The organism is uncultured Mycobacterium sp. (assembly GCF_964249325.1).
GTDB lineage: Bacteria > Actinomycetota > Actinomycetes > Mycobacteriales > Mycobacteriaceae > Mycobacterium.
The window spans coordinates 2182-10101 of sequence record NZ_CAXUCH010000052.1 but is presented as its reverse complement, the minus strand read 5'-3'; the positions used below and the strand labels follow the sequence as shown (position 1 = coordinate 10101).

At 65.3% G+C, this 7920-nt stretch carries 8 protein-coding genes and 3 pseudogenes (1 of these 11 only partly in view); 8 read left to right on the top strand and 3 right to left on the bottom strand.

The genetic code is table 11. The features are described from left to right. Window positions 1-30: 30 nt before the first annotated feature. A pseudogene (locus tag ACFE99_RS09375) lies at window positions 31-453 on the bottom strand (MarR family winged helix-turn-helix transcriptional regulator); the annotation flags it as partial. Window positions 454-490: 37 nt separating this feature from the next. Between ACFE99_RS09375 and ACFE99_RS09370 the strand changes: the two are divergent. From ACFE99_RS09370 to ACFE99_RS09360, 3 genes and pseudogenes are all read left to right on the top strand, one after another. Next, a complete protein-coding gene (locus tag ACFE99_RS09370) occupies window positions 491-1174 on the top strand; it encodes a class I SAM-dependent methyltransferase (RefSeq protein WP_375484551.1) in 684 nt (227 codons plus the stop codon). Between the two features lie 44 nt (window positions 1175-1218). Next, window positions 1219-1839: pseudogene (locus tag ACFE99_RS09365) on the top strand (hypothetical protein). 186 nt (window positions 1840-2025) lie between these two features. Further along, the gene (locus ACFE99_RS09360; RefSeq protein ID WP_375484549.1) at window positions 2026-2634 is read left to right on the top strand and encodes a histidine phosphatase family protein; all 609 of its coding nucleotides are present in this window, start codon (window positions 2026-2028) and stop codon (window positions 2632-2634) included. A 7-nt stretch (window positions 2635-2641) separates the two neighbouring features. Here the strand turns inward: ACFE99_RS09360 and ACFE99_RS09355 are convergent, their stop codons facing one another. Next, the gene (locus ACFE99_RS09355; RefSeq protein ID WP_375484547.1) at window positions 2642-2992 is read right to left on the bottom strand and encodes a lipopolysaccharide assembly LapA domain-containing protein; all 351 of its coding nucleotides are present in this window, start codon (window positions 2990-2992) and stop codon (window positions 2642-2644) included. A gap of 111 nt (window positions 2993-3103) precedes the next feature. On the opposite strand from ACFE99_RS09355, the gene ACFE99_RS09350 reads away from it, so the two are divergent. The 5 genes from ACFE99_RS09350 (at window position 3104) to ACFE99_RS09330 (ending at window position 7259) form a co-directional block, all read left to right on the top strand. Then, entirely contained in the window at window positions 3104-4045 is a 942-nt protein-coding gene (locus ACFE99_RS09350) for an ABC transporter substrate-binding protein (protein ID WP_375484545.1), read from the top strand. 19 nt (window positions 4046-4064) lie between these two features. Further along, window positions 4065-5168 carry an ABC transporter ATP-binding protein gene (locus ACFE99_RS09345; RefSeq protein WP_375484543.1) on the top strand — a complete coding sequence of 368 codons (1104 nt, stop codon included), beginning with the start codon at window positions 4065-4067 and terminating at the stop codon, window positions 5166-5168. 1 nt (window position 5169) lies between these two features. Continuing rightward, entirely contained in the window at window positions 5170-5856 is a 687-nt protein-coding gene (locus tag ACFE99_RS09340; protein ID WP_375484541.1) for an ABC transporter permease, read from the top strand. Continuing rightward, window positions 5853-6605 carry an ABC transporter permease gene (locus tag ACFE99_RS09335; RefSeq protein WP_375484539.1) on the top strand — a complete coding sequence of 251 codons (753 nt, stop codon included), beginning with the start codon at window positions 5853-5855 and terminating at the stop codon, window positions 6603-6605. The genes ACFE99_RS09340 and ACFE99_RS09335 overlap by 4 nt, the downstream gene beginning before the upstream one ends. Before the next feature lie 96 nt (window positions 6606-6701). Next, window positions 6702-7259, top strand: a complete 558-nt coding sequence (locus ACFE99_RS09330) for a putative glycolipid-binding domain-containing protein (RefSeq protein WP_375484585.1) — start codon at window positions 6702-6704, stop codon at window positions 7257-7259. On the opposite strand, the pseudogene ACFE99_RS09325 reads toward ACFE99_RS09330, so the two are convergent. Continuing rightward, a pseudogene (locus tag ACFE99_RS09325) lies at window positions 7222-7920 on the bottom strand (prephenate dehydrogenase) (it continues 241 nt past the right edge of the window). The gene ACFE99_RS09330 and the pseudogene ACFE99_RS09325 overlap by 38 nt on opposite strands.

Below are 7920 nucleotides of genomic sequence, written 5' to 3'. Positions count from 1 at the left end.
CGGCGAAGCGGCGGTGCCATCGGCCGGTTGGGAACCCACTTGGTGCAGAAGCCGCTTGAATTCGCGGCGCTCGGCGGCCGTGAGGTGGGCCAGGAGCCGCTCGTCGGCAACGTGCACGGCCCCTTCGGCGCGCTTCAACAGCGCTCTGCCCTTGCTGGTAAGCCGGGCTGGCAGCGCGCGGCCGGACGACACCGTATCCGGCCGTGTCACCGCGCCGATGTCCTGAAGCCGGCGCAGCACCAGATTCATCGCCTGCGGTGACACATTCGTGGCCCGGGCGAGCTCGGCGCTGGATTGACCGGGGAACATCGACAGGATTCGCAGACACACGAATTCCGGCAACCCGAGCCCGAGTGGCCCCAGCTCCGCCATTACCTGCGGCCGCAGCACCGTCATCGCGCGATAGAGCAGATAGCCCAACGGCTGATCCTCGTACTCGTTCATGTCAAACATATTGACATATAGCAAGTAGGTTGATAGACAGGATCGCATGACTCAACCAGTTGATTTCGAATTCGATGACGTTTACCGCGGCGAATCCACACGTCTCGGGCAGGGAGTGCGCCCACCGTGGAGCATCGGCGAACCTCAGCCGGAGCTGGCCGCGTTGATCGAGGCCGGCAAGTTTCACGGCGACGTGCTCGATGTCGGCTGTGGGGAAGCCGCCATTTCGCTCTATCTCGCTGAACGCGGCTACACCACGGTCGGGCTCGACTCATCACCGACCGCCATCGACTTGGCCCGTCGTGAGGCGGAAAAGCGCGGCCTGACCAACGCGAGCTTCGAGGTGGCCGACATCAGTGCGTTCACCGGCTATGACGGGCGGTTCGGCACCATCGTCGACAGCACCTTGTTCCATTCCATCCCGGTCGAGGCACGAGAGGGATACCAGCAGTCGATTGTCCGCGCAGCGGCACCGGGTGCGTCCTACTTCGTCCTGGTCTTCGACAAGGCCGCGATCCCGGAGGGTCCACCGTATGCGGTCACCGAAGACGAACTGCGACAGGTGGTCTCGAAGTACTGGGTGATCGACGAGATCAAACCCGCCCGCATCTATGCTATGTGGCCCGAAGGCTACACCGAGGTGCCGGGCGCACCGCACATGAAGATCGAAGACGCACCCAATGGCCGCAAGTCCGTTGCGGCCTGGCTTTTATCGGCACACCTCGGCTGACTCACCGGCGGTGAGGCGGTATCACATACGGAAGGAAAACAGATATGGTCTCTGGCGGCCCCGGCTTTGGTGGGCCTGGCTTTGGGTTTGGCGGGGCCGGATTTGGCGGCCCCGCTTTCGGTGGCCCCGGCGTTGGTGGGCCTGCCTGGGGTGGGCCCGGCTTGAGTTTCGGCAGCCCTGGTTTCGGTGGTCCCGGTTTTGGTGGGCCACGCTTCGGCCTGCAGCGGGCAGCGTTTGGCACGCTGGCGCTGCTGCTTGACGGTCCGGCCGACGCCGCGCAGATCGTGCAGCGTACCTCCGAAGCGACCGATGGGGCGTTCAGCCCGCCGCAGGAAGTCGTGGAGCTGGCCATCGGACTACTCGCGGGTCGCGGTTTAGTGACCGTCGATGACGGCGTGGTCGCGCTTACCGAGCTCGGCAAAAACGTATTGGCGTGGCGGGGCATCAGCAGTGAAACCGCACACGCTTTCCTGGCCCGCGCCGCTCGGTTCGGCGACGTGTTCAAGATCCGCAAGGAACTTCGCGAAGTCGCCGGGCTGGCGCGGACGATCACCTGGTCTGGCACCGACGACTAGAAAGCAAAGCTCGCCGAAGTCAGAGGCAAGGTGTTAGCCGCGCTCACCGAGGCCAAGAATTCGCTGCACGGCACGCTTGCCGAGAGCTAACACCACTGCGCACCAGTGCGATTGAGCACCTCAGCTCAACCGCGCTGCTTCGCGCGCAGCTCGGCGACTCGGTTGCGTCAACGCTCGGATTCGTGCGCGCTCAGTACAAAGCCGAAACGCAGCGCGTGGCCCGCGCAATCGCATGTGAATTAATGGCTTGGTTCACTACGCGACGACAGGAAGACGATGCAACTGCTTCTGGTCCGGCATGCCTTGCCACTCCGGAGCGAACCCGGACAGGGATCCGACCCGGAGCTGTCCGAGGAAGGGTTGGCACAAGTCGCACGGCTGCCCGACGCCTTGGCCAGGTATCCGATCTCGCGCGTGGTCAGCAGTCCGCAAGGGCGTGCCATCCAGACCGCACAACCGGTGGCGACGGCGCGCGATCTAGCCGTCGACATCGACGACCGCTTCGCCGAATACGACCGCCACCTGCCGGTCTACATCCCGATCGAGCAGATCCGCGACGAGAACCCGCAGGAGTGGGCTCGCATGGCCGAGGGGCATCTGCCGAGTTCGGTCGACGAACACGCTTTCCAAGCCCGGGTCGGCGCCGCTGTCGACGACGTCGTCACCGCCGCCGATCACGAGGACACCGTGGCGGTGTTCAGCCATGGCGGGGTGATCAACGTGGTGTTGCACCAGATCTTGGGAACCAAGCGGCTGCTGTCGTTTCCGATTGACTATGCATCGGTGACCCGGCTACTGTTCTCGCGCTCCGGTCAGGCCACCGTGCTGACCGTCAACTGCACGGAACACGTGTGGGACTTATTGCCCCGGGACAGGCGCTGGTAACAGGCCGCTACCTACGGGTCATGAGGTCTCGCTTCGCCGCGCGGCGAAGCTGATAGATCCGCGCAGTACCAGCGAGCACCGTGATCAAGCCGCCGCATGCTGCCGACAGCAGGATGGCCACGCCCAGCGGCATGCTCCAGCGCCAACCGAGGAAGGCGAACTGCGGAGACGCGGTGTTCTGAGCGATGAAGATCAGCAGCACGATGAGAACAAGGAAGCCTACGATCAGCGACGTCCACAGCGCCGCGGCGCGAGTGAATCTGGCCGACTCCGGCGTGGTCGGTGCCACGGGCACCTGGCCGGCGGCTGGCGTCGCCGGATGTGGCTGCTCGGGCGATGCGGGGCGATCGCTGCTCATGGTGTCATCTTTGCCCTTTCCCGCACAGAATGAAACCGAACGCGCCACAAACTTGGCCGCGCGCCAGCTCTGAGCGCCGGCACATAGTTTCTGCGGCTAATGTCGGCTGATATGACGATGCTGTGGCGGCGGGCGTGGGGCGCGACGGCGGCATTCGTCGTGGCGGGATGGCTCGTGGCCGCTTGCGGCAACCCCAACCCGCTCGGGGCGATGCCCGGCAGCATGAAATCGATCGTCATCGGCTCCGCCGACTTCCTGGAGTCAAAGGTCGTCGCCGAAATCTATGCACAAGCCTTGCAAGCCAACGGCTTCGATGTGGGACGCCGGTTGGGGATCGGCAGCCGCGAGACTTATATTCCGGCATTGAAAGACCATTCCATCGACTTGGTGCCCGAGTACATCGGTAACCTGCTGCTGTACTTTCAACCGGATGCGACGGTCACCATGCTCGACGCTGTCGAATTGGAGCTGTACAAGCGGTTGCCCGGCGACTTGTCGATTTTGACGCCGTCACCCGCCTCAGACACCGACACGGTGACGGTCACTGCGGCGACCGCCGCGATGTGGAGCCTCAAAACGATCGCCGACCTGGCGCCGCATTCAGCGGAAGTGAAGCTGGCCGCCCCGTCGGCGTTCCAGACCAGACCGGCCGGGCTGCTCGGTCTGCGACAGAAGTACGGGCTTGACATCAGCCCGGTCAACTTCGTCGCGATCAGCGACGGTGGAGGGCCGGTGACCGTGCGCGCACTGGTGGACGGCACCGTCACCGCCGCCAACATCTTCAGTACCTCTCCGGCCATACCTCAGAACCACCTGGTGGTACTGGAGGACCCGGAGCACAACTTCCTTGCGGGAAACATTGTGCCGCTGGTGAATTCGCAAAAGAAGTCAGATCATCTCAAAGATGTCCTGGACGCGGTGTCGGCCAAGCTGACCACCCGCGGCCTAGCCGACCTCAACGCCTCGGTATCGGGTAACTCCGGTGTCGACCCGGACGAGGCCGCGCGGAAATGGGTGCGCGACAACGGCTTCGGCCATCCGATCAGGCAATGACAGCTGGATTGGGCTCGTCTTGATCAGCTTCGAGAAGGTCACCAAGGTGTATGGCGACGGCACCGTGGCCGTCGACAACCTAACCCTCAAGGTGCCGCGAGGCGCGCTGGCTGTCTTCGTCGGACCGTCCGGTTGCGGCAAGACCACATCGATGCGGATGATCAACCGGATGATCGAGCCGACCTCTGGCACGGTGATGGTCGACGGCGCCGACGTATCCAGCGTCAACCCGGTGAAGTTGCGGCTCGGTATCGGTTACGTCATCCAAAACGCGGGGCTGATGCCGCATCAACGGGTGATCGACAACGTCGCCACGGTGCCGATACTCAAGGGTCAGTCCCGTCGGGCAGCGCGCAAGGCCGCTTACCGGGTCCTCGAACAGGTCGGCCTGGATACCAAGCTGGCGACCCGCTACCCGGCGCAGCTCTCCGGCGGCGAGCAACAGCGCGTCGGGGTGGCACGGGCGTTGGCCGCTGACCCGCCGATCCTGTTGATGGACGAGCCGTTTTCCGCGGTCGACCCGGTGGTGCGCAGGGAACTGCAGCGCGAAATACTGCGGCTGCAAAGCGAATTGCACAAGACCATCGTGTTCGTCACACATGACATCGACGAGGCGGTCAGGCTGGCGGATTTGATCGCGGTGTTCGGGCCGGGCGGTTCGCTACAGCAGTACGACGAACCCGCGCGGCTGCTGTCGCGCCCGGCCAACGATTTCGTGTCGGGTTTCGTGGGCCTCGGCCGCGGCTATCGGTGGCTGCAGCGCCTGGAGGCGAAGGATTTGCCCCTGCGCGACATTGCGCAGATCCCCCAGTCCCACCTTTCAGAGGTCGGCGCCGCGGTCCTTCAAAACGGCTGGGCGCTGGTGGTCGACCACGATGGCGCTCCGCTGGGTTGGATCGACGCCGAAGGCGTGCGGCGGCACCGAGGCGGCGCGTCCTTGCCCGACAGCGTGACCGCAGTCGGTTCGTCATTCCGCCTCGAAGGGAACCTAAGCCAGGCGCTGGACGCGGCGATCTCCTCGCCATCGGCCATCGGTGTGGCCGTGGACAGCGGGGGCAAAGTCATCGGCGGAGTATCGGCCACCGACGTGCTGGCCGCCCTGGAAGCTCACCGTCAGGCCTGAGATGCACTATCTGATGACCCACCTCAGCGCCGCCTGCGCCCTGACCGTCATCCACCTGCGGCTGTCGCTCATTCCGGTGCTGATCGGGTTGGCGATCGCGCTGCCGCTGGGCGTGCTGGTGCAGCGCAACACGGTGCTGCGCCGGCTGACCACCGTCACCGCCAGCGTCGTGTTCACCATCCCGTCGCTGGCGCTGTTCGTGGTACTGCCGTTGATCATCCCCACCCGAATCCTCGACGAAGCCAACGTGATCATCGCGCTGACCCTCTACGCCACCGCGCTGTTGGTACGCGCGGTGCTGGAAGCGCTCGACGCGGTGCAGGCACACGTCCGCGACGCCGCCACCGCAGTCGGTCACAATGCGCTCAGCCGGATGGTGAAAGTCGAACTGCCGCTGGCGATCCCGGTGTTGGTCTCCGGTCTGCGCGTCGTTGTGGTGACCAATATCTCGATGGTCTCGGTGGGTGCGGTGATCGGCATCGGGGGGCTGGGCACCTGGTTCACCGAGGGATATCAGGCCAACAAGAGCGACCAGATCGTCGCCGGCATCATCGCCATCTTCGCGCTCGCGGTCGTACTGGACATGTTGATCGTGCTGGCCGGCCGGCTGGCCACCCCCTGGGAACGCGCGTCACATCCCGGCAGGCGACGTCAGGTCAGAGCACCGATCGTTGGCGGGGCGCGATGAATTACCTGACTCAGGCGTTGTCCTATCTCTTTACCGCCGATAACTGGCTTGGGCCGGTCGGGTTGGCGGCCCGCACCCTCGAGCACCTGGAGTACACCGCCGCGGCCGTGGCGGTTTCGGCGATGATTGCGATCCCGATCGGGCTCATCATCGGCCACACCGGTCGCGGCACGCTTGTGGTGGTGGGCATCGTCAATGGGCTGCGCGCGCTGCCCACCCTGGGCGTGCTGTTGCTGGGCGTGTTGTGGTGGGGGTTGGGTCTGGGCCCGCCGATCGTGGCGCTGATGCTGCTGGGTATCCCGCCGCTGCTGGCCGGCACCTACGCGGGCATCTCCAACGTCGACCGCACCGTTGTCGACGCTGCGCGTGCCATGGGCATGACCGAAACGCAGGTGCTAATGCATGTCGAGGTGCCCAACGCGCTGCCGCTCATCGTCGGAGGCCTGCGCACCGCGACGCTTCAGGTAGTTGCCACCGCGACGGTGGCGGCCTACGCCAGTCTGGGCGGGCTGGGGCGCTATCTGATCGACGGCATCAAGGTGCGCCAATTCCACATCGCAGTGGTGGGTGCGCTGATGGTGGCCGCGCTGGCGCTGATCTTCGATGCCGCGCTGGCGTTCGCGGTGTGGCTGTCGGTTCCCGGCACCGGTCGGCTCAGCAGGCGGCTGAGAAACGGCGAACCCGTGCCGCAACGGCCGCTGGGCTACGGGGTGAGCGGAGAGGCTGAACCGGTGCCGGCTCCCGGATGAACCGAGGCCGCTACCGGGCTGCACACCAGAAGAGCGGTCGCTTACCGTATACGGGTGAACCGCGCATCGGATGCGACGCAGAGAGTTTGGTCGGCAATGCTGACCTGGCGTGCGCACGACGCCTCGCGGATGGAGTCGGTGCGGGTCCAGTTGTCGGGCAGGCGAATTAAAGCTAATGGGCGCATTGTGGCGGCCGCCACAGAAGCAAATCCGGCGTTCGGCGCCTTCTACGACTTGCAGACCGACGAGACCGGCGCCACCAAGCGGCTCGGGCTGACCGTGACGCTGGCCGAGCGGGAACGGCAGCTTTCCGTTGCACGTGACGAAGAGAACATGTGGCTGGTGACCGATCACCGCGGCGAGTCGCGTCATGCCTACGACGGTGCCTTGGACGTCGACGTGGTGTTCAGTCCGTTCTTCAACGCGTTGCCGATTCGTCGCTGTGGCCTACACGAGCATGCCGAGTCGATCACATTGCCGATGGTCTACGTGCGGTTGCCCGAGATGTCGGTGGACGCGGCTACAGTCAGCTACACCAGCACCGGCGACCGCAGCCAGGGCATCAAGTTGCACTCGCCGGTCGCCAAGACCACCGTCACGGTCGACGCCGACGGGTTCATCGTGGATTACCCAGGCTTGGCAGAGCGGATCTGATCACACCACCCGCTCGACCCTCGGCGGCTAATTCGTCGCGCCAGTTCTCCGCGCCGATGAACACGGTGACGATCTCCGGTCGCGAGAAGCTGTCGTAGCGGGTGCGCGCGGCGTGGCCGGCATCGACAAGCTCGGCGACCGAGTGGTTGTTTGCCAGCGCATCACGGGCGCGGGTAAGCAGTGCGAGGGCACGGTTCAGCGTGGGCAGCAGGTGCTCGGAGTTGGCTTCACACATCGCCCGGACCAGATCCGGTGCGCTGGCCGCGACCCTGGTGCCGTCGCGGAAGGAGCCCGCGGCCAAGGCGAAGGCCAACGGAACCTCCCCGGCGGTGACGGCCAGTGCCTCGGCAAGCAAGTGCGGCAAATGCGAGATGGCGGCCGCGGCGGCGTCGTGCTCGTCGGATTTTGCTGGTACCACGACCGATCCGCAGTCCAGCGCCAACGTCATCACCATCGACCACACCGCGGGGTCCACGTGGTCGTCTACGGCGATCACCCAGGGCGCCCCCGTGAACAACCGTGCGTGACCAGCGGCCCAGCCAGAGTGTGCGGTTCCCGTCATCGGGTGCCCCCCGACGAAACGGGCCTGCAGGCCGGCCGCGGTGACCTCCTCGAGCACCGCGCTTTTGACACTGGTGACATCGGTCAGCGGACAGTTGGG